23 protein-coding genes are annotated in these 22,389 nt (G+C 62.4%); 10 read left to right on the top strand and 13 right to left on the bottom strand.

Features of this window, described 5'->3' with window-relative positions; all coding sequences use genetic code 11:
* The first annotated feature begins 29 nt into the window (after positions 1-29).
* From NCR40_RS24095 to NCR40_RS24115, 5 genes are all read left to right on the top strand, one after another.
* Positions 30-1,082, top strand: coding sequence for a LacI family DNA-binding transcriptional regulator (locus NCR40_RS24095; protein WP_244829842.1), 1,053 nt, complete (start codon positions 30-32; stop codon positions 1,080-1,082).
* Positions 1,083-1,102: 20 nt separating this feature from the next.
* Entirely contained in the window at positions 1,103-2,128 is a 1,026-nt protein-coding gene (locus NCR40_RS24100) for a hydroxyacid dehydrogenase (protein WP_250510888.1), read from the top strand.
* Positions 2,125-2,919 carry an amidohydrolase family protein gene (locus NCR40_RS24105; RefSeq protein ID WP_250510889.1) on the top strand — a complete coding sequence of 265 codons (795 nt, stop codon included), beginning with the start codon at positions 2,125-2,127 and terminating at the stop codon, positions 2,917-2,919. Before NCR40_RS24100 ends, NCR40_RS24105 begins: the two co-directional genes overlap by 4 nt.
* Positions 2,920-2,967: 48 nt before the next feature.
* Positions 2,968-3,666, top strand: coding sequence for an SDR family oxidoreductase (locus NCR40_RS24110; protein ID WP_250510890.1), 699 nt, complete (start codon positions 2,968-2,970; stop codon positions 3,664-3,666).
* A gap of 245 nt (positions 3,667-3,911) precedes the next feature.
* Positions 3,912-5,513, top strand: coding sequence for a tetratricopeptide repeat protein (locus tag NCR40_RS24115; protein WP_250510891.1), 1,602 nt, complete (start codon positions 3,912-3,914; stop codon positions 5,511-5,513).
* 64 nt (positions 5,514-5,577) lie between these two features.
* Here the strand turns inward: NCR40_RS24115 and NCR40_RS24120 are convergent, their stop codons facing one another.
* The 10 genes from NCR40_RS24120 to NCR40_RS24165 form a co-directional block, all read right to left on the bottom strand.
* Positions 5,578-6,621: a sensor domain-containing diguanylate cyclase gene (locus NCR40_RS24120; RefSeq protein ID WP_250510892.1), complete on the bottom strand. Its 1,044-nt coding sequence runs from the start codon at positions 6,619-6,621 to the stop codon at positions 5,578-5,580.
* Between the two features lie 86 nt (positions 6,622-6,707).
* Positions 6,708-7,910 (bottom strand): SAM-dependent methyltransferase, encoded by a 1,203-nt coding sequence (locus tag NCR40_RS24125; protein WP_250510893.1) that lies wholly within the window; start codon positions 7,908-7,910, stop codon positions 6,708-6,710.
* 18 nt (positions 7,911-7,928) lie between these two features.
* Positions 7,929-8,738 carry a DUF1365 domain-containing protein gene (locus NCR40_RS24130; RefSeq protein ID WP_250510894.1) on the bottom strand — a complete coding sequence of 270 codons (810 nt, stop codon included), beginning with the start codon at positions 8,736-8,738 and terminating at the stop codon, positions 7,929-7,931.
* Entirely contained in the window at positions 8,723-10,024 is a 1,302-nt protein-coding gene (locus NCR40_RS24135) for an NAD(P)/FAD-dependent oxidoreductase (RefSeq protein ID WP_250510895.1), read from the bottom strand. The genes NCR40_RS24130 and NCR40_RS24135 overlap by 16 nt, the downstream gene beginning before the upstream one ends.
* 112 nt (positions 10,025-10,136) lie before the next feature.
* Positions 10,137-10,736, bottom strand: a complete 600-nt coding sequence (locus NCR40_RS24140) for a lipocalin family protein (protein WP_250510896.1) — start codon at positions 10,734-10,736, stop codon at positions 10,137-10,139.
* Positions 10,733-11,875: an SAM-dependent methyltransferase gene (locus tag NCR40_RS24145; protein ID WP_250510897.1), complete on the bottom strand. Its 1,143-nt coding sequence runs from the start codon at positions 11,873-11,875 to the stop codon at positions 10,733-10,735. Before NCR40_RS24145 ends, NCR40_RS24140 begins: the two co-directional genes overlap by 4 nt.
* 16 nt (positions 11,876-11,891) lie before the next feature.
* On the bottom strand, positions 11,892-12,680 hold the full coding sequence (locus NCR40_RS24150; RefSeq protein WP_250510898.1) for a DUF1295 domain-containing protein: 789 nt from the start codon (positions 12,678-12,680) through the stop codon (positions 11,892-11,894).
* Between the two features lie 233 nt (positions 12,681-12,913).
* Complete coding sequence (locus tag NCR40_RS24155) at positions 12,914-13,642, bottom strand: anti-sigma factor (protein ID WP_250510899.1); 729 nt, start codon at positions 13,640-13,642, stop codon at positions 12,914-12,916.
* Positions 13,639-14,253 carry a sigma-70 family RNA polymerase sigma factor gene (locus NCR40_RS24160; protein WP_250510900.1) on the bottom strand — a complete coding sequence of 205 codons (615 nt, stop codon included), beginning with the start codon at positions 14,251-14,253 and terminating at the stop codon, positions 13,639-13,641. Before NCR40_RS24160 ends, NCR40_RS24155 begins: the two co-directional genes overlap by 4 nt.
* Positions 14,254-14,441: 188 nt before the next feature.
* Positions 14,442-15,350: a LysR family transcriptional regulator gene (locus tag NCR40_RS24165; protein ID WP_250510901.1), complete on the bottom strand. Its 909-nt coding sequence runs from the start codon at positions 15,348-15,350 to the stop codon at positions 14,442-14,444.
* Positions 15,351-15,475: 125 nt separating this feature from the next.
* Between NCR40_RS24165 and NCR40_RS24170 the strand changes: the two genes are divergently transcribed.
* Positions 15,476-16,237, top strand: a complete 762-nt coding sequence (locus NCR40_RS24170; protein WP_244829828.1) for an SDR family NAD(P)-dependent oxidoreductase — start codon at positions 15,476-15,478, stop codon at positions 16,235-16,237.
* 23 nt (positions 16,238-16,260) lie between these two features.
* On the opposite strand, the gene NCR40_RS24175 is transcribed toward NCR40_RS24170, so the two are convergent.
* Positions 16,261-16,704: an SET domain-containing protein gene (locus NCR40_RS24175; RefSeq protein ID WP_250469065.1), complete on the bottom strand. Its 444-nt coding sequence runs from the start codon at positions 16,702-16,704 to the stop codon at positions 16,261-16,263.
* Positions 16,705-17,101: 397 nt separating this feature from the next.
* Between NCR40_RS24175 and NCR40_RS24180 the strand changes: the two genes are divergently transcribed.
* Positions 17,102-17,392, top strand: a complete 291-nt coding sequence (locus NCR40_RS24180) for a hypothetical protein (RefSeq protein ID WP_250469068.1) — start codon at positions 17,102-17,104, stop codon at positions 17,390-17,392.
* Between the two features lie 12 nt (positions 17,393-17,404).
* Here NCR40_RS24180 and NCR40_RS24185 read toward each other — a convergent pair whose 3' ends face one another.
* Positions 17,405-18,421, bottom strand: a complete 1,017-nt coding sequence (locus NCR40_RS24185) for an alpha/beta hydrolase (RefSeq protein WP_250510902.1) — start codon at positions 18,419-18,421, stop codon at positions 17,405-17,407.
* Positions 18,422-18,716: 295 nt separating this feature from the next.
* Here NCR40_RS24185 and NCR40_RS24190 point away from each other — a divergent pair, with 295 nt between their 5' ends.
* Entirely contained in the window at positions 18,717-19,106 is a 390-nt protein-coding gene (locus NCR40_RS24190) for a hypothetical protein (RefSeq protein ID WP_250469072.1), read from the top strand.
* A gap of 25 nt (positions 19,107-19,131) precedes the next feature.
* On the opposite strand, the gene NCR40_RS24195 is transcribed toward NCR40_RS24190, so the two are convergent.
* Positions 19,132-19,446, bottom strand: a complete 315-nt coding sequence (locus NCR40_RS24195; protein WP_244829823.1) for a hypothetical protein — start codon at positions 19,444-19,446, stop codon at positions 19,132-19,134.
* A gap of 349 nt (positions 19,447-19,795) precedes the next feature.
* Here NCR40_RS24195 and NCR40_RS24200 point away from each other — a divergent pair, with 349 nt between their 5' ends.
* Positions 19,796-20,083, top strand: coding sequence for a hypothetical protein (locus tag NCR40_RS24200; protein WP_244829822.1), 288 nt, complete (start codon positions 19,796-19,798; stop codon positions 20,081-20,083).
* Positions 20,084-20,103: 20 nt separating this feature from the next.
* Positions 20,104-21,900 carry a RecQ family ATP-dependent DNA helicase gene (locus NCR40_RS24205; protein ID WP_250510903.1) on the top strand — a complete coding sequence of 599 codons (1,797 nt, stop codon included), beginning with the start codon at positions 20,104-20,106 and terminating at the stop codon, positions 21,898-21,900.
* The last annotated feature ends 489 nt before the right edge of the window (positions 21,901-22,389 follow it).

Below are 22,389 nucleotides of genomic sequence, written 5' to 3' on the forward strand. Positions count from 1 at the left end.
GTTGTCCGAAGTCCGAAACAAGAACTTTCATGAGCACCATTCAGGACGTGGCCCGCCACGCTGGTGTATCCGTGAGCACGGTTTCCAACGTGCTCAACGGCCGCACCGACCAGATGCGTCAGGAAACGCTCGCGCGGGTGCAGGCCGCGATGACCGCGCTGCAATACCGTCCGAGCACGCTCGCGCGCCAGCTGAAGACCGGTCAGACGCCGCTCGTCGGCTTGCTCGTGCCGTCCATCGCCAATCCGATGTACGGCTATATCGCTCGCGAGGTCGAGACTTACGCGCAGGAGCGCTACGGTTATCGCGTGCTGATCGGCAATACGTATCGCGACCCGGCGAAGGAAGCGTCGTTCTTCGAAGATTTGCTCTCGCACGGCGTGCGGCGCGTGATCGTGATCTCATCGCTCGCGGATGAGCGCCATCTGGAAACCGCGGCCGAGCGCGGCATGGTCGTCGTGAGCTACGACCGGCGCGCGACCGAAGGCGAGACCACGCGCATCGATCACGTCACGCCGGACAATTTCGAGGCGGCGCGGCTCGCGACGCGGCATCTCATCGCGCATGGTCACACACGGCTCGGTTATGCGACGCTCGCCGGCATGACGCTGAGCCGGCGCGACAAGATTCGCGGCTTTCTCGCCGCCGCCGAGGAAGCGGGCCTCGGCCACGGCGCGCGCGTGCTCGACAGCGGCCCGGTGAACGAATACGGCGACTCGATGATCGCGGAAAACGGTCGCGCGCTCGCACGCCAACTCTCGGAAGACGCCGCGCGGCCGACCGGAATCGTCGCGGTCAACGACCTGATGGCGCTCGGTCTGATGGCGGGTCTGCGCGAATCGGGCTTGCGCGTACCGGACGATATGTCCGTGGTCGGCATGGACGGGCACTTTCTCGCCGCTATCTCGAACCCCGCGCTCACGACCGTGCAACTGCCCGTTCCTGCGATGGCCGCGGCCATGGTCGAGCGCGTGATGCGTCAGCAAGACGACGCTGTAATCGATTCCGCGCAGGCGCTATTCACCGACATCACGCTCGTCGAGCGCGAATCCGTGGCGCCGCCTGCCGCAAAAGCAACGTAGAAGCCCTTCAGGACCGAGACATGAACAAGGTTTTCGTGAGTCATCCCCGGCACATGCTGGAACACTATTTCGGCGCACGCGCGAGCGCGGCGCTCGACGCCATCGCCGATGCGACCTACAACACGGAAGACCGCGAACTCACGACCGCCGAACTCATCGCGGCCGCGCGCGATGCCGACGTGATCATCGGCTACCGGCAAACCCCCGCGCCACGCGAACTGTTCGCAGCCTTGCCGCGGCTTGCCGCGTTCGTGCGCTGCGCGGTGGATATCCGTACCGTCGATGTCGATGCCGCCAGCGATCATGGCGTGCTCGTCACGCAGGCGAGCGCGGGCTTCGTGCCGGCGGTATCGGAATGGGTAATCGGCGCGATGATCGATCTGGGCCGCGCCACCACGGCTTATGCGTCGGCATACCATCGCGGAGAGATGCTGGCGCCGAAGATGGGTCGCGAGTTGCGCGGCAGCACGCTCGGCGTGATTGGCTACGGGCAGATCTCGCGCTATCTGTGCGAGCTTGCGCTGGCGTTCGGCATGCGCGTGGTCGTGTCCGATCCGCACGCGAAGATCGACGATGATCGCCTGAGTCAGAGCGATCTTCCGGCCTTGCTCGCCGCCGCCGACTTCGTGGTGTGCCTCGCGCCCGCGAACGATGCGACGCGCAATCTGATGAACGCGCAAGCCTTCGCGACGATGAAGCCGGACGCGTATTTCATCAATGCGGCGCGCGGCGAACTCGTCGACGACAATGCCTTGCTGGCCGCGCTGCAAAGCGGCCGTCTTGCGGGCGCGGCGCTCGACGTGGGGCGTGCGCCGGACCAGATGCCTTCGCCGGCGCTGTGCGCGCACGAACGTGTCATCGCGACGCCGCATGTCGGCGGCCTCACGCCGGCTGCGATCGAGCATCAGTCGATGGAAACCGTCGCGCAAACCGAAGCGCTGTTTCAAGGGCGCATGCCGATGGGCGCGGTCAATCCACGGCATGCGTCCAGGCTCGCGCAGCGTGAAGCGCCGAAAGGTGACGCCATTTCGAGCGACGCGCGATGAACGCCTGCGATTGCCACCTCCACGTCTACGACGACGCTTACCCGCTTGCACCGAGCGCGACGTTCCGGCCGCCATCGGCGCCTGCATCGGCTTATCGCGAAGTACAGCGCGCGTTGGGCTTGTCGCGTGCGATCGTCGTGCAGCCGACCGGCTACGGCTTCGACAATCGCTGCACGCTCGCGGCCATCGAACAACTGGGCGAGGGCGCACGCGGCATCGCGGTCGTTCCGCCCGACGTCGACGATGCCGAATTGCAACGTCTGCACGAAGCCGGCATACGCGGCGTGCGCTACATGATGTTTCCTGGCGGGCTGCTTGCGTGGGACAGCATCGAGGCGATGTCGGCACGTATCGCGCCGCTTGGCTGGAACATCGATCTTCAGCTCGACGGACACACGCTGCCGCAATTTGAGGCGCTGCTCGCGCGTTTGCCGTCGAAGCTCGTGATCGATCATATCGGCAAGTTTCAGGGGCCGGTCACGCCTGCAAGCGATGGCTTCGCGTCTCTATGCCGCCTGCTCGACGGACCGCGCTGCTGGATCAAGCTCTCGGCGCCTTACGAGAGTTCACGCAGCGGTGCGCCGGAATACGACGACATCGCACCGATCGCGCGCACACTGGCCGCGCGCTATCCGCAGCGCGGCGTGTGGGCGTCGAACTGGCCGCATCCGAACGTGCAGCCGGTTCCGGATAACGCGAGCCTGCTCGACTGGTTTTCTCATTGCATGCCCGATGAAGCCACGCGCGGCAAAATCCTCGTCGATAACCCCGCCGAGCTTTACGAATTCTGAAGCCTGTTCCATCCTATGCTTGAACAGCCACGGCTCAAGGAGCACGCGATGAACACACTCGAAGGAAAGACCGTTGTCATCACTGGCGGCTTCGGCAGTCTGGGGCTTGCGACCGCGCGCGTGCTGGCCGAGCGCGGGGCACGCATCGCGCTCATCGGCAGGGACGCGCGGCACGACCCGTTGCCCGCGCCGCTTGCGGACGCGTTCATCGTCACGGGCGCCGATTTGTCGGATGCAAAAGCCGCGCAAGCCGCGTTCGACGCGATCGCGCAAAAGCTTGGCGGCGTGCAGGCGCTGGTGAACGTGGCGGGCGCGTTTCGCTGGGAAACCATCGCGGATGGCAGCGTGGACACATGGAACCTCATGTTCGATGTGAACGTGAAGACGGCGCTCAACGCATCGAAAGCCGCCCTCGGGCTCATGCGCGAGGGCGGCGGGCGAATCGTCAATGTGGGCGCGCTGGCGGCGTTGAAAGCGGGAGCGGGGATGGGCGCTTATGCGGCTTCGAAGGCGGCGCTTCTGCGTCTGACCGAAGCGCTTGCCGAAGAGCTCAAGGATCGAGCCATTACCGTGAACGCGATCCTGCCTTCGATTATCGATACCGCACAGAATCGCGCCGATATGCCATCGGCGGATTTCTCGCGCTGGGTGCAGCCGGAGGAACTCGGCGCGGTGATCGCGTTTCTCTTGTCGGACGATGCGCGCTCGATCACGGGCGCGGCGATTCCGGTGGCGGGGCGGGTTTGAGCACGCTCAATCGTCCGGCTCTGTACTCTGCAGCCAATGATCTGGCGCATGTGCGCTTCATCCCTCGCCTCCTCTCGACAACCGCTTGAAGAATTTTGTCGCTGCCCTATCCTTTCTGCGTCGAGTGTCCGAAGCTACGCAACCACGGCGAACCAATATTCGCCAAGCCGCCCGTTTTTGAAACCCAAGGGCCGGTGCAGCGACAGTTTTAGCAACTGAACTACCTGAGAACGACGCAACACGCAATGATGGACGATCTTCAAAAGCAAGCAGAACTACTCCGTCAGAAGCTTAACCAATCTCCGAACTCGCCAGCCGCCCATAACAACCTTGCCCTAGTGCTTCGCCGATTGGGCCAAACATCGGAATCCGAAGCGCTGCTTCGAAAAGCTTCAGCCCTGAATCCAAATTCGCCGGATATAGCGTTTAATTTGGGCCTTGTACTACTCGACGAAAAGCGCAACGAAGAAGCAGAGTCGGCATTTCGTCGCGCGCTCGAACTTCGACTGGGCTATGCCGAAGCAAGCCTCGTGTTAGGTGCTTTGACCAAGAGTTCGGGTCGTGTCGTGGAGAGCGAAGCGCTTCTGCGGGTGGCTATCGCAGAGCTTCCTCACTCGGTCGATGCTCACGAGTTGCTTGGAGACGTGCTCCGTTTGTTAGGAAGATGCGATGAAGCCGAGGCCGAACTGCGTCAAGCGTTGTCGTTGAACCCGGCCTCTTTTGAGGCGAACATCTCGCTCGGACTCGTACTGTATGCGCTCAATCGCCTGCCTGAGGCTGAAGCTGCCGCCAGACAGTCGCTCGCGTTGCGCCCGGGCAGCGTGCGTGCCCGCTTGATGCTCGGCCTGACGTTGCTGAAGGACGGAAAATATAAAGACGGACTGATGAATTTCGAGTCTCGTTATGAGGAGTCGCCGGAGTGGGAAGCGGCTGGCGCGGTATCTCCCTACGTACAGGCGTCGAGGATTCCGATTGCGATGTGGCGAGGGGAATCACTTGAGGGCAAGTCGCTCGTCATCGCGCCTGAGCAAGGGTTAGGCGATGCAATCCAGTGCATTCGCTTCGTGCCGTTACTTCGACGGCTTGGAGTCTCCAAACTGACCGTGGTGTGCGACGCCGCGCTCATGCGCCTGTTTTCTCTCGTCGATGGCGTGGATGCCATGAGCGATGTCAGTCATCCGCAAGAACTGTCCGGATGCGATTTCTGGTGCTACATGATGAGTCTGCCTCATAGGCTCGGCATCACACTGGACATGCTGCATTCGAACGGACGCTACATCGACGTCCCTGAAGAGAATGTGCAGTTTTGGAAACAGCGGATCAACGCGTCATTAACGAATGGCAGATACAAGATCGGGCTTGCGTGGAGCGGCTCAAACGATCTTGGCAACCCTTCGTCGGTGCTTCCGCCCGAGTTACGCGACAACATTCGCCGTTCCGTGCGCCTCCAACAACTTCTTCCTCTTCTTCGTATTTCGCAGTGTACGTTTTTCAGTCTCCAGAAAGGCGGAGAAGAAAGACAGCTCGCCGAGATTCCCGAAGCCGTTCGACCTCTCGACCTTATGAGCAATGTTACCGATTTTCTCGACACGGCCGCGATTATCGAGAATCTGGATCTCGTCATCACCGTGGATACCTCGGTTGCGCACTTGGCTGGCGCGCTCGGCAAGCCGGTGTGGATACTGTCGCGATTCGACGGCGACTGGCGCTGGCTACTCGATCGCGAAGACTCGCCGTGGTACGCCTCCGCGCGCGTTTTCACGCAAAAGACACGCGGCGACTGGGATGAGGTGATCGCTGGAGTAAAAGAGCGGCTGACAGCACTTTGCAGTGGCTTGAGCGGGTAAGGCTTTCCAACTCCGCGTCGAGGCGTTCGAAAGCCTTTACTGTGTCGAGAGGCAGTGCTACACCTCACCGCGACTGCAATCTGAACGCCTCACCGCGAATCCCCGCCCGATCCACGGACGCGATGCGATTGCGCCCGTGTTCCTTCGCCTGATAAAGCTGCGCATCGGTCAGATTGATGAACGTCGTCGGATCGATGCCATCGGTCGGCACGACGGTGCCCACGCCGAAACTCGCCGTCACGCGCTGATTGTGCGGCGAGCGCAGATGCGCGATGTCTTCATCCGCGATCAATTCCCGGCAGCGCGCGGCAATACGCATGACCGCTTCGGCGTCGGTATCCGCGAGCACGAGCACGAACTCCTCGCCGCCGAAACGGCCGAGAAAATGCCGTGGCCCGGCCGCCTCGGCGAGCACGCGGGCAACGCGCTTCAGGCATTCGTCGCCTTGCAGATGGCCGTAGTAATCGTTGAAGGACTTGAAGAAGTCGATATCCACCATCACGAGCGACAACGGTTTGCCCGACTCCTTCGCGGCCTGCCATTCGCGCTGCATCACGTTGTCGAACATGCGGCGATTGCCGACGCCCGTGAGGCCGTCGCTCAGCGATAGATGTTCCAGTTCCTTATGCAGGCGCGCGAGTTCTTCCTCGGTGCGCTTGCGTTCGCTGATGTCGAACATGAAGCCGATCAGCGAATCCACGCCGCCTGCGTCGTTGCGCACCACATGCACGACATCGCGCAGCCAGACATAGCCGCCATCCTTGGTCAACGCGCGATAGTCCGCTTCGTGATCCGTGCCCGCCTGCGACTGCGCCACGCAGAAGTTCACGACCGCCTCGCGATCGTCGGGATGCATGCGCGCGGCCCAGTCGTTGACGTCCTTCCACGACGATGGCGCCCAGCCCAGCAACGCCTCGATCTGCGGTCCGATATACGCGAACTGCATGGTGACCCAATCGATCTTCCACGGAATCGCCTTGGTCGATTCGAGCAGCGTTCGATAGACCGCGTGATCGTCTTCGCCGAGCGCGCGTTCGGCTGGCGCGAGCGTGTCTTCGTGGCGCAGGAATTCAGCCTTGAGCGGGCTTTCAAATGGGTCTTGGCTCATCGTGTCGGTCGGAATGGTTCGTTGCGCGTGTTTACGGCCGTTAAGCGCACGGCTTTAACGCATTCGTTCCGCCCTGTCCCGAAGCCTTACCGCACCACCAAATGCATCACATCGATCCGCCCTTCACCAAAGCCCGCCTCGCAAAAAGCCAGATACAGCCGCCACGTGCGAATGAACGCATCGTCGAATCCAAGCGCACGCACTGCGTCGAGCCGCGCTTCGAAAGCGGCGCGCCAGTGATGCAGCGTGCGCGCATAGTCCGCGCCGAACGCAAGCGACGGCGCCGCGCTCATCCCCGCTTTCTGCGCCGCCTGCACGAAGCGCTCGGGACTCGGCAACATGCCGCCAGGGAAAATCTGCTCGCGGATGAAATCGCTCGACGCGCGATACGCCAGAAAACGCGCATCCTCGATCGTGATCGACTGCACCAGCGCCTGCGCGCCCGGCGCGAGACAGCGGCGCAGCGTGCGGAAGTACGTGGGCCAGAAGCGCTCGCCAACCGCCTCGAACATTTCGATCGACACGATGGCGTCGTATTGCTCACGCAGATCGCGATAATCGCGTAGCTCGATATCGACAAGTTCGCTCAAACCCTCGCGTTCCATGCGTTCGCGCGCGAACGCATGCTGCGCCGCCGATATCGTTACGCCATGCACGCGAATGCCCTCGCGCGCCGCATGCCGCGCGAAACCGCCCCAGCCGCAGCCAATCTCGAGCACGCGCATGCCCGCGCGCAAGCCGAGCGTCTCGACGATGCGCCGGTACTTGCGTTCCTGCGCCGCTTCGAGCGAGAGGCTCGCGTCGCCGTCGAACCACGCGCTCGAATAGGTCCACGTGGGGTCGAGCCAGAGCGCGTAAAAGTCGTTGCCGATGTCGTAATGCGCGTGGATATTGCGACGGCTGCCGGCGCGCGTGTTGGGCCGCAGCCGATGCCTGACGTTATGCACGCACTGCGCGATCCAGCCACCGTTCACAGTGCGCTCGACGACCTTCTGATTGCGCATCGCGAGCCGCAATACCGCGGCGGGGTCGGGCGTATCGAGCCAGTGATCGCGATACGCCTGCGCAAAGCCGATATCGCCTGAACGGAGAACGGCCCGGCACGCGCGCCAGTCGTGCAGGTGCAGCGTGGCCGCGGGCTGCTGCAGGGCATCGCCGAACACACAGCGGTCGCCGTCGGGCGTGACGAGCACGAGATGACCCACGCGTATGCGTTTGAGGAGGCCCATGAAAAGCCGCGCCGAAAGCGGCATGCCCGCCTGCGCGGAAATCGTCCGCAAAAGATTCATGTCTAGCCTTGTGTTTTGTTATTCGGTCCGTTCTTTCATCGCGTTCGGGTCCTCGGCCGATGGCGGATGTCTGCCGTGGAACGGCACGCGCTTGATCCAGAGCCGAAGCGCCTGCCAGTAAATGCGCGCGACGACGGCGACAGCCAGCAGCGGCTGGCTCAATAGCGTGCGCAAGGCAAGCGGGCCGGTTAGCGGCCGCGCCTTCAGGCCGATTGCCGTGCGAATCAATAGCCCGTCGCGGTCGCGATAGTCGATCGCGACCGACAGCCGGTCGCCATGCCGCCGCACGCGAAAGGCATAGTCGCCATCGACGTCGCAGAAAGGGGATACGTGCAGCGTCTTGCGGCAGGCGAGCTCGGTGTCATCGACGATAGGCGCGTGGTCGGGCGCACTCAAGAGATAGCCGCGATGCTCGCCGAAGGTGTTGCGCACGTCCGCGTACAGCGCGCGCAAGTTGCCCGCGCGGTCATGGCAGAACCAGAAGCTCACGGGATTGAAAGCATGGCCGAAGACGCGCGGAATGGAGAGCAGCCGGATTTCGCCATCGGCGGGAATCGCGGCATCGGCGAGGCGGGCGCGCATCCACGTTTGCAGATCGCTGCCATCGCGCGGACCGAAGTCGCGCTGAAAAAACGCGAACGGCCGAACCTGGTCGATGCCGAACCACGCACGCTTCACTTCGCCAAGGCGCGCGAGGTCGCAAGAGACATAACAAACCGGATACTCGAAGCGATGACGCACCGGCCGCAGGCGCTCGTGCATCACGCGGCCCGTGAGCAAACGTGCTGCCTCGCCGTGGCCGCGCGCGACCTTCACAAGCGCGCCCATTCCGGTTCCACGCCAAAGTCCCGCGCAATCCTCAACGCCGACTTCAGGCCGTCCTCGTGAAAGCCGTATCCCGTCCACGCGCCCGCGAACCAGGTGTTGTGCACGCCCTGAATCTCGGGCAGGCGCTGCTGTGCATCCACGGCGGCGAGATCGAGCAGCGGATGCTCGTATTCGTAGCGGCCGAGTTCGCTGCCGGGCGCGGGTTCATCGACGGGATTGAGCGTCACGATCACCGGTGTTTCGAACGGCAGCGGCTGAAGCTGATTGAGCAGATAGCTCACGCACACCGGTTCGGCCTCACCGTGGCCCGCCCACGCGCGCGCGCCGAGATAGTTCCACGCCGACCACACGCGGCGGCGGCGCGGCAGCAACGCGCGATCCGTATGCAGCACGGCAAGATTGCGCTGATAGCGCACGGCAGAAAGCAATGTGCGCTCGCTGGCCGAAGCGTCGTAGAGCAGATGCAGGCTCGTTGGCGCGTGGGTGGCGAGGACGAGAGCATCGAAACGTTCGGGTCCGGCGTCATCGGTCATGACGACGACGCCTTCGTCATCGCGACGAATACCGCGCACGGGCGTGCCGATGCGCACATCGTCGAGCGTTGCCGCGATACGCCGCACATACTCGCGTCCGCCGCCCGTCACGGTGCGCCACCGCGGCCGATTGTTGACCTGCAAGAGCGCGTGATTGAGACAGAAGCGCAGAAAGGTCGCGGCGGGAAAACGCAAGATGTCGCTGGCGGCGCTCGACCAGATCGCGGCGGCCATCGGCAAAAGATAGTGACGCTGAAACGGCGCGCCATAACCGCCTTCGAGCAGCAACTCGCCGACCGAACACCGGTTGAGCGTTGCACGCTCCAAATGCTGCTGCGCCGATGCATTGAAGCGCAGAATGTCGCGCAACATGCCGATGAACGCGGGCGAAAACAGATTGCGCCGCTGCGCGAAGACCGTGTTCAGACTCGTGCCGGCCCATTCGAGCCGCCCGCCATCGAGCGACACGGAAAACGACATGTCGCTTTGATGCGTCGCCACGCCGAGTTCTGCGAGCATCGCGATCAGGTTCGGATACGTGCGCTCGTTGAAGACGAGAAAGCCGGTATCCACGGGATGCCGTTTGCCATCCAGTTCCACGTCCACGGTGTTGGTATGGCCGCCGAGATAATCCGCGGATTCGAACAACGTCACGCGATGCTTGCGCACAAGCAGCCACGCGCTCGCCAGTCCGGCGATTCCCGCGCCGACCACGGCGATGCGCTGACCTTGTCCTGGTGCTCTTCGGTTCATGTCGAGAGGTCTCCTCGCGCCGAGTGGGCCATTGCGGGCAGCGGTCAAACGTGTCGTCGCAAATCAATACGATGCGGCGCGCCCGCCGGATGCAAATGGCATGCAAAGGTTTTCAGTCGCCCTGTCCGGGACTCTGAAAGCCTGGCTGTCCGATCTGCTCGGGGCTTTGCGGCACGCGCCGGAACTGCGTCGTGTCGTATCCCATTGCGTCCAGACGCGCGAGGAGCGAGCGATACGTCTCGTCGTTCATGGTCGGCTCGCGCGAGAAGATCCAGCCGAGCTTCTTGTTGGGATAGCCGAGAATGGTGTAGCGATAATCCGGATCGACATAAAGCGTCATCTGCGTCACGTGGATCGGCCAGAAGATGCGTACGCTCCATTCGCCGCCGCCGCTGCCGGGCGTCACCGAATCGAGAAACTGATGATGCGTTTCGGGCGCGTCGAAGCCCTTCTTGCGGCCGAAGAACTCGTCGACGATCTTGCCGTCGTCGCGCAAGGTCCACATGACATGACTCGCGACGAAATCGCGTTCGGCGAAGTAGGGGATATTCGCGATCACGAACCAGCGTCCCATATAGCGCGGCAGATCGACAGGCACGCTTTGCAAAGGCTGTTCGGCGCGCGGGTTCGGATTCGGCGGACCATTCGAGCAGCTTGCAACTAGCAGGATGATGCCCGCGCCAGCGAGCGCGGCAATGAGTGCGCGTTTCATGAGATGACCTTTGACTGAAGAGTGTTCGGCCGAGTGTTCAGCCGCTTCTCGAACAGGTAGTGCGCGACGCCCCACTCACTACCGGACGCATAGCCGAACAGTTCGGACACTGCCATATAAAACATGCGCCAGCGTTGCAGCCAGAGTGCGGCGTCGTCGCCATAAGTGTTCTGAAGCATCGGCATGACGCGAGCGCGCGCCGCGTCGAGCGCGGCGAGCCAGAGATCGGCCGTGCGCGCGTAGTGCGAGCCGTTGACCCACCATTGGCGCGTCACGCGCAAATCGTCCTGGAAGTTGAGCAGCAGCGCGGCGGACGGCATGGTTCCGCCGGTGAAGAAATAGCGCGACATCCAGTCCGAACTGTCGCGCGAGGAGAAGTGATAAGCGAGCGTGCGATGCGCGAAGATATGCACGAAGAGCTTGCCGTCGTCGGCGAGCCAGCGCGCAATCTTTTCGAGCAGCAGGCCGTAATTCTTCATGTGCTCGAACATTTCGACAGACAGAATGCGGTCGAACGCGACGGCGTCGCCATCGGTTTGGAAGTCGAAATCGACGATATTGCCGGTCGTGACCAGCAGGTTCGTGAGACCGCGCTGGGCCGCGCGAGCCTCGATGAACGCGCGCTGTCCATGCGAATTCGACAACGCGACGATGCGCGCATTCGGGTAACGCTCGGCGAGCCACAACGCGAGCGAGCCCCAGCCGCAGCCGAGATCGAGAATGCGCTGGCCATCGGCGAGTTGCGCGCGTTCGGCATAGCTTTCGAGCATCGCGATCTCGCTTTGTGCGAGCGTTTCCTGGCCGCTCGGAAAATAGCCACACGAATATTTGAGGCGCGGCCCGAGATGAGCTTCGAAGAACGCGCCCGGCAACTCGTAATGCTGCGTGTTGGCAGCTTGCGTTTCGATGGCAATGGGGCTCGTGCGCAAATCGGCCAGCAGCGTATCGAGCGCTTGCGTGCGGCGCTCGCCGTCGCCCGCGTGTTCGTCGCGCAGACGCTGGCGGATGAAAGCGCGCATGCCGGCGCGCACCAGCGTGTCGGGAAGCCAGCCGCGTTCGCAGAGGCGAATCATCCAGCTTTCGTCCAACGGGGGATTCGAATTGTCGAGCGGGCTGGCTTGTCGTGTCGATGCGTTCATCGGCAAAATCCTCGGGTTATGAATGCACGGGCGGCTTCGGCGGCCACGGCACCAGCACGCTGGTCGTGCGCATGTAGTCGCGATAACCGTCGCGCGTTTCGGCAAGCCGCGCTTCGAGCAGCGGAATGCCCGACACCTTGATAAGGAGCCACGCCATCAACAGCGGCGGCGCGATGGTGAGCCAGCTCCACGGCAGGCCGATCGACAGCACCGTGTAGGCAACCCAGTGCACGCACTCGAAGAAATAGTTGGGATGACGCGAGTAACGCCAGAGGCCGTCGCGGCACACCTTGCCGTGATGCGATGGGTCGGCGGCAAAGCGCTTCAACTGGCGGTCGGCCAGCGCTTCGCCTGCCACGGCGATGATCCACACCACGACCGCCGCCGCGATAGCCACCGGATGCGCGGGCTCGACCGAATATGCGGGCACGAAGAACGCGAGCGCGAGCAAGATGGAGATGAGCACCTGCAACTGGAAGAACCAGAACATGTTGCGCGCCGCTGCCGCGCCCCAGCGTTCACGAAACGCGTGATAACGCGGGTCTTCGGGTTTGCCGTGATTGCGCCGCCACAGATGCAAGGCAAGGCGCGCGCCCCAGACGCATCCGCCAGCCGCGACGCATAGACGATTGATGGACGCGCCAGTCCCGGCCACCGCGATAAATAGCGCGACGAGTGCGAGCGATGCCGCCCAGATCGGATCGATCATGCCGGCGTTTTTCGAGCGCAATTGCCAGAGCCATACGGCGCTGAAGAGCAGCACGAGGCCGACGAAGGCAATCAGGAAGGAGACGACAACGGGCATGCGAAGCTCCACGAACATGCGTTCGATAGAGCAATACGGATGCCGGTTTGAGATGGATGCAGTTAGAGCGCGTCTTGTCGACGGCGAACGAAAACTCGACGTCGGCGTGGGCGTTGGTTCGTCGGATCATCGATGAAGCAGGCTTGTCAGGCGGCGCGACGACTACTTTCGATCGCGATGCCAAGCGGTGCGCTGCAAAGAATGCACGCGCACCGCCTATATAACGTAGCGCGTTACGTGCCGCGAATCTCGCCCGTGCCGATCACGGGACCCGTCGGCGCACCGGTCGGCGATCCGCCCGGCGGTTCCACCGACACCGCCAGCACCGCCTTGTTGCTCAGCAGCGCCATGATCTCGGGCGGAAGGTTCATGGTCGCAGGCGTGTTCGACGGGAATACGCCTAGCGCGATCGGCTTCGCGTCCGGCGGGATCAGCCAGAGCTCGGTCGCGCGATCCGCCGCGATGACCGATTGCACCGCCGGTACGACCACCATGCGCGAACGCGAGACATCGACGGTTGCGGTCCAGTGCGCGACGCCGTCCTTCTGCGCGATGGTCGCCACCATATATTGCGGCGCCTGAGCGACGGTTGGCTGCTGGGGCGCTTGCGGCGCGCGCGTGAGATTCACCGCGACCAGCACCAGCGCGACGGCGCTCGCGCCGACGGCCAGCCAGCGCCACAGATCGAGGCTGTTCCACCAGCCGCTCTTCTTGGCCACCGAGCCTTCCGGCAGGAAGCCGAGATCGCGCTGGATTCGCGTCCAGATGCGTGCGGGCGGTGTCACCGGCGCGATGTCCTGCGCGAGCGGAGCGAGCCGCTCGTGCCAGTCATCCAGCGTGCGTTGCAGACCGGGATTGCGCGTCACGTCCGTTTCCAGCGCGCGGCGCTCCTGCAGGTCGAGCACGCCGAGCGCGTACTCGGCGCAGCGCAGATCGTCTTCGTTTTGGGCGGGCGTGTTCATTGTTCGAGGCACGTCCTGAGTTGCATGAGGCTTCGGCGAATCCAGCTCTTCATGGTGCCGAGCGGCACTGCCAGACGTTGCGCCAGCTCGTTATACGTCGCGCCCGTGAAAAACGCTTCGCGCACTGCGCGGCCTTGCTGCGGCTCCAGACGGTCGAGACATTGTTCGAGCCGCCGCCGCTCTTCGCTCGATTCGGCCGCGGCGGCGGGCGTCGGGGCATCGTCGGCGATTTCGGGGGTTTCGTCGTCGCCGAGCAATTCCTCGCGGCGCTGACGCATGCGGTCGATGGTGCGATTGCGCCCGAGCGTAATGAGCCAGGTGATGGCGCTGCCGCGTTCGGGATCGAAGGAATCGGCGCGACGCCAGGCGGCGGCGTAGACCTCTTGCAGGATGTCCTCGGCTTCGCCTCGGTCGTGCATCATCCGCAAGATCACGCCGAAGACGCGCGACGAGGTCGCGCGGTACAACTCCGCGAACGCTTTCTGGTCTCCCTTCGCGACGCGCACGAGCATGTCGTTCAGGCGCTCGCGCCGCAACAAGCCGGCGTCGGTGTCGCTGCCGTCGTTTCGGTCGGAGTAATTGCCGGTGCTGCCGGAGGTAGTGTCCGTCATGGGCAGAATGGGTCGAGCCGCGCTCGGGGGTGAGGTCCTGCCGAAATATATCACCGTGCCGGCGCGCTGCAAGCAATCTGTCGCCAGGGCGCTATAAAGAAGCCTCGTCATGTCCGTGTCCTTCCGGCATCCCGTTCGTATTCTCAGGGAAGATACGGATCACAACGCGCACGGGATGCAAGCCGCGGCTATTCGAACGCCTCGGAAAAGCGCGCCATCGCCCAGTCGATAAACACGCGCAACCGCTGGCTCATATGCCGGTCGGGCGGATAGACGAGAAAGAACGGATAAGGCGCCGGCTGCCAGCCTTGCAGCAGCGGCACGAGTTCGCCGCGCGCGATCGCGGCATTGGCCGCATAGGCGAACGTCTGAATGACGCCGAGTCCCGCCAGCCCCGCCGCGAAGTGCGCCGTACTTTCGTTCACGCCCATGTAGGGGTTCTGCGCGCCGTCCACGACGATCTTCGTCGCACCCTTTTCGAAGCGCATGGGCACGACGCGGCCCGATCGTGCCGACATGTAGTTCACCACGCGATGCCCCTTCTCCAGATCGGACGGATGCCGCGGCTTGCCGTATCGTTCGATGTAGCCGGGCGTGGCGCACGTGACGAATCGAGCGCGTCCGAGCGGCCGGGCAACGAGCGATGGTTCGTCTGCCCGGCCGCCGCGAATCACGCAGTCGACGTTGTCGCCGATCAGGTCGACCTGACGGTCGCTCACGCCGAGCCCGATGTTGATCTCCGGATATTGCGCGGTAAATTCGGGCAGCGCCGGAATGAGCACGCAGCTCGCCGTGGACGAACCGATGTCGATCCGCAGCCGTCCGCGTGGCCGCTTCTGCGCGGCGCTGAAGCTCGCGTCGATATCTTCGAGTTCGTGCAGAAGGCGCGTGGTGCGTTCATAGTACGCATTACCTTCCGGCGTAACGGAGACTTGACGCGTCGTACGCTGCAGCAGCTTCATGCCGAGATGCTTTTCGAGCGAACCGACGAGCTTGCTCACGGTTGCAAGCGGCATGTCGAGCGAGCCGGCGGCGCGCGTGAACGATCCGGTTTCGACGACGCGCGCGAACACCCGGATGGCAAGAATCTGGTCCATTGATTATCTACGCAGGTGGATAAAGTAATCGCGTTCGACGACTTTATTCAACAATCCATTGTTTGTACAGTGAGGTTCATGCGCTGGCGACGACGCCGGCTTAACTGATCGAATCGGAGAACATCATGACTCAAGAAACGCAAGGTAAGCTGGCAAACAAGATTGCACTGGTGACGGGCGGATCGAGCGGCATTGGTCTTGCGTCGGCGCAGGAACTGGCGGCGGAAGGTGCGACGGTGTTCATCACAGGCCGTCGTCAGGCGGAACTGGATGCGGCGGTCGCGGCCATCGGCGCGGGCGCGACGGGCATTCGCGCGGATGTATCGAAGCTCGACGATCTCGACCGCGTCTTCAGCGAGATTCGCGAGCGTGCGGGGCGGCTCGATATCGTCGTGGCGAATGCAGGCGGTGGCGACATGGTGCCGCTTTCGCAGATCGACGAGGAGCACTTCGACCGCATTTTCGGAACCAACGTGAAGGGGCTCGTGTTCACGGTGCAGAAGAGCTTGCCCTTGCTCGTGGATGGCGGCTCGGTCGTCCTGATGGCCTCGACCACTGGAATTCAAGGCACGGAAAATTTCAGCGTCTACAGCGCGAGCAAGGCGGCGGTGCGTAACTTCGCGCGCTCATGGATTCTGGATTTGAAGGATCGCGGCATTCGCGTGAACGTGGTGAGCCCGGGCCCGGTGCGCACGCCGGGGCTTGCGGGCATCGTGCCCGAAGGTCAGCAGGAAGGGTTGTATGCGCATCTGGCTTCGTCGGTGCCGCTCGCGCGACTGGGCGAGCCGCGTGAGATCGGACGCGCGGTGGTGTTTCTTGCATCCGCTGACGCAAGCTTCGTGAACGGGGCCGAGTTGTTCGTCGATGGAGGGATGGCGCAAATCTAAGCGTCGACGTTGTCGGCGAGGCACTACCTTCCCGCCGACAACATCGTTCCCCGACAGCCCGATGCCTGACATCGGCATGCATAAAGCCGCTTCATTGCCGCCGTGCGCCGTCCTTCCACCGTCAGGCGGTAATCGATGAAGAGCTCATCGCCCTTTCGAATGGGCTGGATGGCGAAGATGAAGACGCGCTCGCCGTCCTGCTCGGCTTCGCAGTTCGGCGCGCAACTGTGATTGAGCCAGCGTGCGGAGTTGCCGCCGCGTGCGCCGTCGATCACGCTGCCATCGTCGAGACCGAAGAAGAAGGTGTGACCGTCCTCGGCGGTCGAGCGTTCATGGCTGCGTTGCGCCTGCTTCCACGTCAGCCGCTGCCCCTTGTATTCGAGCAGCAGCGCGCCGGTGGGTAGATCGGCGAGGGCGAAAACGCCCCGGCCATGGACGGGAGAAGTTCGTACTGTGATTCGTCGCATGGTGTGGCGGCTCGCTTGGGTTTGCTTGAATTCGCGCGAAGACGGGAGATTTGTTTGAGCCTGTGCGCGGCGATGGTTATGATGATGCCGTCATAAATCGCTGTCACGCCCATGCACGCTGTTTTAACCCGCAGGCGCAAGAGACGCAAGCCACTCAGAGGCACGCTCGCGCGCTATCGTAACCGTATCGTCGAAGTGTTGGGAGAGGCTCGCGGCGAACGCGTCATGATTCGCTCCATTCACGACGATGGCGTCGAGCGGCGCACCGCCGTCAAGTGGATCAACCTGCTGCCGATGGATACCGAACTCTTCTGACTTGCACTACGTCCTCATTCTTCTCTCATTTTCGGCTCGCAGAATGGCTTCATCGACGAACCGGAAACAACAGGAGACGAACATGAAGACGATCAGAAACATCACGCTGGCACTGGCCTTGAGCGCCGCTTGCATGACGGCGGCAGAGGCACATCCGTTCATTGGCGTGGGTATCGTGGGCGGGCCCGTGTTTCCCGTGGCTTCCAATGCGCAGAGCGCGCCGCCGCTGCCGGTCTACCCGCACGCAATGTACTCCGGCCCCGCGCCGCTGCCGCTCGATGCACCGCCGCCCGTTTATGTGCAACCGGCCATCGGCAATATCGCGGCGATCATGGGACATGCGAACCCGGCGAACGGCATAACGGGATCGTAAGGACGCATGTGCTCAGGCCGCGAGGCTGTGCTTGCGCAGCCAATCGAGCACGATCGCAGCGATGGCGTCGCTGTTGTCGTCGGCCATGAGCGCGTGAGAGTTGCCGGTAATGCCGCGCGCGGGCAAATCGATCCATTCGACATCCGTGCCCGCCGCGGCCAGCGCGTCATGCCAGCGCCGGACGTTCGGCACCGAATCGACCCAAAACGAATGCTGATCGAGATAGTCGCCCCAAAGGAAGAGATGCGGCACATCGCGCAGAAGAGCGGCGTCGCGATCGTCAGGGGACGGCGCGCCGGATGGCTCCAGCGAGATCACTGCCTTCACGCGTTCCGGCGCATTGAGCGCGGCCGTCAGCCCGAAGTTGCCGCCCTGACTATGCGTGAGGATGATGCTGGTGTCGAGGCTCGCGATGAGCGCGTCGTAAGCATGTTGCGTGCGGGCATTGTTGGTCGCCCAGCGCGGCACGAACTGATGCATGAAGGTTTCCATCCGCCCGACAGGAAAGCGCACGCCTTCGTGCGAGCGTCTTGCCGCTTCATCCGGATGCCACGAGCCCGCCGGCCCGAAGCGGAAGGTTTCTTCCCACGCCTCGCGCGCCGTGCGAAAGTAGGGCGCTTCGGCATATACCTCGGGATACGGCGCCCACGACGCGCGTCCGCGTTCGACCGCATCGGAGACATACACATCCAGACCCGAGCGCAGGAAGAACATCTGCCAGCCGGGACGGCCGTCGGGCGTGGTCTCCCAGTTGACGCCGCTCATGCCGCCGCCATGCCAGAGCAAGAGCGGCCATCGTCCGGTGGGACGTTCGAGCCTGATGTATTGCACGTACATCTGTCCCGCGATGATCTCGCCATTCTGATCGACAGGATGCACCGCGCCCTGGTTCGTGCTGACGCGGTCGCGATGCGGCATGCCGCTTAGCGTAAGCATCTCGCCGCCGACGAAGAAGCTGCCGATGTCGCGTACCGAGATGCAGGTTTGCAACTGGCGCTGTGTGTCGGCTGCGTGGGGATGATCGGTCATGGATGGCGCCTTTTTCGGTGGGCACGCGGGATGGATCGTTCCTCATTCTAGATGCTTCCACGTCGCGCACCGGCGCAATTACAAACCGCTTCACGCGGTCCCCCGGCGCGTGGTGCACACTACGCGCAGACGAATGGCTTTCACTCGGGAACAACGGCTTATCGTGTGGCTCTAAGGGGTCGACAAACACGCGACAGTGCTTCAGGTGCCGATCGCGTCCACGACACACGCGTGCCTCGCGGCGGCTCTTTCTTCGATTGGAGTAGAGCCAAAGCGGCGCGCCAGCTTGCGGACCATGAATACCCAACTCAGCAACGAATGCAGGACCCGGCTTTTCCGGATCACACTCGAAACGCCCGTGGAAGGCGTGGCCTTCGTCATGGCGGACAGCCGCGAAGCGGCATGGCGAATCGGCAAGACGGTGATGGCGGTCTTGCGCGGCATCGGCATCTACGATGTCGCGCTCAAACACGTTCACTCGTTTGCCGAACTCGTCGCAATGGGCAAAGGCGATGACGAAGACCTGCGAATCTTCGAAGTGGCTTACGACGATGAAAACGGCCCGGTCTGGGCCGGCTCGCCGTACTTCCTGACTAATGATTCATCGCTGCTCGGCAAGTGGGCCGAGCTTTGCGCGGATCTCGCGGCGGATGTGGCGCGTATGGCCATCCGGCGAGCAAAGTAGTCGGTGGGCCTGGAACGGACCAAACTCAGGCGGCTGCGCGCCGGTTCTGAGCGTCCTCATGCGACTCGGGGTACGCGGAGTCGAGCGCGTTATCCAAAAGGGCAAGCTTGCGTTGCAGCGAGGCGACGCGATGGCACTGCGACGGGACGAGATCGTAGTCGGCATCGAGCTGGGCGATGCGTTTGTCCCAATATCCGGTCGGAAAGCGTCCCGGCGCCACGTCGGGCGGCCCGGCATAGCTTGCGAGAATCAATTCCAGATGCCTGAGTTCGCTTTCCGCGAGTTGCGCGGTTCGGCGCTGTCGAAACTCGGGGATGGCGGCATCGATGCCTTTCTTCATAGTCCTTTTCCTGCTCGATTCGTAAAGTAAACATCTGAGCAATTGACGTTCCGATGGTTCGCTTTACCGTCTTCGAAATTGTTTCCAATTGAAAACCAGCTTGCGGTGAGGCTTATCTGGTCTCGTTTCCGCACCTTTTGACATCGAGCGGGTTTTCCCTGATTTTCCTCCGAACGACCGTTCGAGGCATGGAACGCATGCAAAGCACGGAGGAATCGACGGGAGATTTCTTCATTGCCTTGGCGCTTTCTTCAAGCAAGTGGTGCTGGGTCTGCTGATTGCTTTGATGCTGTTCGAAGGCAGCGCGGCAACTCCTGCATAAGCGCTAGCCTCCATCGAGGTATCGACAATGAAAAAGACAGCGTCTTCCATCCTGTGCTGCGCCGTTGCGTTGACCGGACTCATCGGCTCCATCGCGGCGCACGCTGAAGAGAGCACCGTGCCGGGCAACACGCAATCGGGCACTGGCGCATCCGGCAAGTCGGCTGGAACGGCAGGTGGCGCGGGCGCCGCAGGCAAGGCGGGCACCGATCCCACGACGCTCGCGCGTACCGAAGAGGAACGCGTGAAACAGAAGAACGCCAAGAGCAGTGGCTCTGGCAAGGCCGATTCGAAAAGAAAAGACTGGAAAGACTAAGCCCTCGCCATCTCCGACTTATGAACGATAGCCGCACACGCAAGAGCCGTTCGTCGCGACCGCTCGACGCCGAACTGGAAAAGGCACTACTCAAGGTATTCGGATTTCCGCACCTGCGGCCGGGTCAGGAAGAGGTCATTCGAAGCGTGCTCGACGGCGCCGATACGCTTGCCGTCATGCCGACAGGCGCTGGCAAATCGCTTTGCTATCAACTGCCGGCGCTGCAATTCGAAGGCATGACGATCGTCGTATCGCCGCTCATATCGTTGATGCGCGATCAGGCTGCCAAGCTCGCGGAAGCGGGCGTGGCGACGAGGGTTCTGAATAGCACGCTCAAGGCAAGTGAAGCGCGCGAAGCAATGCAGGCTATCGCCGATCATGCGGTTCGCATACTGTTCGTCACGCCCGAGCGTCTCGTCGATGCCGAGTTCAACGCAACACTTCTTGCCGATGGCATGCCCGAAGTTCCGCTCGTGGTGATCGACGAAGCGCATTGCATCTCGCAGTGGGGACACGACTTCCGTCCCGCGTACGTCGAACTCATTCACGCGGTCAAGACGCTGGGCCGACCGCCGGTGCTCGCGCTGACGGCAACCGCGACGCCCGCGGTCGTCACGGACATCGTGCGTGAATTGCAGATGCGCCACGCAAACGTGATCCATACGGGCGTGTATCGCGAGAACCTGCATTTCTCCGTCGAGCAGTTGACGAATCCCGAGGAGAAACGCGCGCGTGCAATCGAACGCGTGAGCGCAATGCAAGGCAGCGGCATTGTGTATTGCTCGACGGTGGCCGAGTGCGAGGCGCTGCATGCCGCGCTCGTCGATGCCGGCGTCGAGGCCGAGCGTTATCACGGCAAGCTTGCGGCGAGTGTACGTTCGGAAGCGCAGGACGCTTTCATGGAAGATCGCGTGCGCGTGATGGTGGCGACCAATGCATTCGGCATGGGGATCGACAAGCCGGACATTCGCTTCGTGCTGCATGCGCAGATGCCCGGCAGCCTCGATGCGTACTATCAGGAAGCAGGCCGCGCGGGCCGTGATGGCGAGCCTGCGGATTGCATTCTGCTCTTCGAGATGAAGGACAAGCAGGTTCAGCAGTTCTTTCTCGGTGGCCGCTATCCGAGTGCGGAGACTATTCGACTCGTGGCCGAAACCGTATGCAAGCTCGCCAAGGAAGACGCTGGCCACACGCTGCAGAAGCCGCTTGAACGCTTGCAGGAAGCGATGCCGAATATCGGTGCGAATAAGTTACGCGTGGCGGCAACATTGTTGAACGAACTCGGCATGACGCGGCGCACGCAGCGCGGCGGCATGAAACTCATCGACGATGGCGCGGCCTTCGCGCATCTCGATCAAGCAGCGGGCGCGTACACCGCGAGAGCGCAGCGTGACCGCGCGGTGCTGGAACGAATGATCACGTACGTGCAGAGCGCGCAATGCCGCTGGCGCATCGTGCTCGACTATTTCGCCGCCGATATCGACGATGCAAAGTCGCATGAGCTTCTGCGTCAGGCGGAGATGAATTATCGATCGCCGGAGGACGAGCTTGGCGGCAAGACATGCGGCGCTTGCGATAATTGCCTACATCCGCCGGAGATCAGCATAAGCGCGCGTGAAGAACGTGAGCATGCACGCGTCGATGAAGCGTCGAAGCCGCTGGGCAAACTAAAGACTTTCGAAGCGGGCGATCGTGTTCGCGTGCGTCGCTATGGCGTGGGCACCGTGGAAATGATGAGCGGTGAAAGCGTTGCCGTCCGCTTCGCCGATGACTCGACGCGCACGTTCGTCGCGCAATTCGTCAAGCGCGCTTCTTAAGTTTTCTTTAGCGTTTTCTTAGCATTTCCCAAGCGCGCGGATTAAGGGCCTTAAGTCATGAAAGCGCGTTAAGCGACGCTTGAAAATCAAGCGCAATCAAAGCGTAAAAGGGCGGCTTCCTCTCGCGAAGCCGCCCCTGTCCCTGGACTGCAATTCGGAGTTCTTCAGGACATGACGAAGCGTAACAACCCGATCGCCAACAACAAACCGCATGTCTCGCAAATGGCTCTTGCGTGGATCGGTGGAATGCCGTCGTTCATGCACAACACGAAACCTCGTCTGTATAACTCGCCAAGAGACCTAAGCGTCTGAGCTTAAAGGGATATGAAGCGTCCGCTTAGCTTAGTGCGGTTTTAGCAAAATATTGTTTCCTGGCGACCGCAGCGGAATAAGCGAAGTGCTCACATATAGTGTCCCTCAAGTTTCTTGAGGAGCGAGCTTCTGCTTGCGCGGTAGCCTGATCTTGAAGAAGCCTGGTCTTGAACATGA

Origin of the sequence: Caballeronia sp. GACF4, from assembly GCF_023631025.1 — a bacterium.
Lineage (GTDB): Bacteria > Pseudomonadota > Gammaproteobacteria > Burkholderiales > Burkholderiaceae > Caballeronia.